Raw genomic sequence first — 1658 nt, 5'->3', positions numbered from 1 at the left:
GCCAGGCCTCAGCATTTTATTATGGTGATCCCCTGGGCGAAATGCGCCTGGTAAGCAGAGTTTTTGAAATGTAAGGCCTTTGAATAAGACAAAAGGCTGCCTCATCGCTAACTTTGCAACAGTGCCATTTTAAGCGTTATGCTAAGCCCAGGAAGCCGCAGGATCTTTTGAACCACAACTGCATTAACGTCCGCTATTCTGATACGAGTGGATTGTACGCCTGGGAATTCGAGAAAGATGCTCAGAAATTCAGTCTGAAAGTCAAAGGGCAATATATTGCGAACAGCACGATTCATCAGCTCGATGCAGCATTAGACGGGCTGGGGATTGCCTATATTCCCGAGTATGTTGCAGATGGATATATCAAAAGCGGCAAGCTGATTGCTGTTCTGACCGAGTGGTGTCCATATTTTGACGGCTACCATATTTATTATCCTCACCGCCGACAGGATTCTCCTGCGTTTATGGCTTTTCTGCAAGTTTTGCGTGACAGGTACAATAATGGAATAAGATAAATTTATGAGTAAAGGATTATGTCCACGATAAGCACCTGGGTCGATTCCTGGGAGGCGGCCATGAGGGTAGGGAAGCGCCGTCCCGTCAAGTCAGCGTAATGCTCTGCCAGTGTTACAACCAATTAACCAATTCTGATTAGAAAAACTCATCGAGCATCAAATGAAACTGCAATTTATTCATATCAGGATTATCAATACCATATTTTTGAAAAAGCCGTTTCTGTAATGAAGGAGAAAACTCACCGAGGCAGTTCCATAGGATGGCAAGATCCTGGTATCGGTCTGCGATTCCGACTCGTCCAACATCAATACAACCTATTAATTTCCCCTCGTCAAAAATAAGGTTATCAAGTGAGAAATCACCATGAGTGACGACTGAATCCGGTGAGAATGGCAAAAGCTTATGCATTTCTTTCCAGACTTGTTCAACAGGCCAGCCATTACGCTCGTCATCAAAATCACTCGCATCAACCAAACCGTTATTCATTCGTGATTGCGCCTGAGCGAGACGAAATGCGCGATCGCTGTTAAAAGGACAATTACAAACAGGAATCGAATGCAACCGGCGCAGGAACGCTGCCAGCGCATCAACAATATTTTCACCTGAATCAGGATATTCTTCTAATACCTGGAATGCTGTTTTCCCGGGGATCGCAGTGGTGAGTAACCATGCATCATCAGGAGTACGGATAAAATGCTTGATGGTCGGAAGAGGCATAAATGCCGTCAGCCAGTTTAGTCTGACCATCTCATCTGTAACATCATTGGCAACGCTACCTTTGCCATGTTTCAGAAACAACTCTGGCGCATCGGGCTTCCCATACAATCGATAGATTGTCGCACCTGATTGCCCGACATTATCGCGAGCCCATCTATACCCATATAAATCAGCATCCAGGTTGGAATTTAATCGCGGCCTCGAGCAAGACGTTTCCCGTTGAATATGGCTCATAACACCCCTTGTATTACTGTTTATGTAAGCAGACAGTTTTATTGTTCATGATGATATATTTTTATCGGCACTGTTGCAAATAGTCGGTGGTGATAAACTTATCATCCCCTTTTGCTGATGGAGCTGCACATGAACCCATTCAAAGGCCGGCATTTTCAGCGTGACATCATTCTGTGGGCCGTACGCTGGTA

The 1658-nt window shown here is 44.9% G+C and carries 2 protein-coding genes; one reads left to right on the top strand and one right to left on the bottom strand.

The window, feature by feature from the left end; genetic code table 11:
- The first annotated feature begins 113 nt into the window (after positions 1-113).
- Positions 114-515, top strand: coding sequence for a LysR substrate-binding domain-containing protein (locus FTU00_RS15415; RefSeq protein ID WP_001183556.1), 402 nt, complete (start codon positions 114-116; stop codon positions 513-515).
- A gap of 136 nt (positions 516-651) precedes the next feature.
- Here the strand turns inward: FTU00_RS15415 and FTU00_RS15410 are convergent, their stop codons facing one another.
- A complete protein-coding gene (locus FTU00_RS15410; RefSeq protein ID WP_000018323.1) occupies positions 652-1467 on the bottom strand; it encodes an APH(3')-I family aminoglycoside O-phosphotransferase in 816 nt (271 codons plus the stop codon).
- Positions 1468-1658 lie beyond the last annotated feature (191 nt).

Origin of the sequence: Acinetobacter sp. YH12041 (assembly GCF_013419975.1) — a bacterium.
Lineage (GTDB): Bacteria > Pseudomonadota > Gammaproteobacteria > Pseudomonadales > Moraxellaceae > Acinetobacter.
Note: the sequence above shows the minus strand (reverse complement) of the source record. Positions and strands in the feature narration are given on the sequence as shown.

Bases quoted from the DNA above. Each gene is read 5' to 3' on its own strand.
- FTU00_RS15410 (WP_000018323.1), bottom strand. From the start codon at position 1,467: ATGAGCCATATTCAACGGGAAACGTCTTGCTCGAGGCCGCGATTAAAT.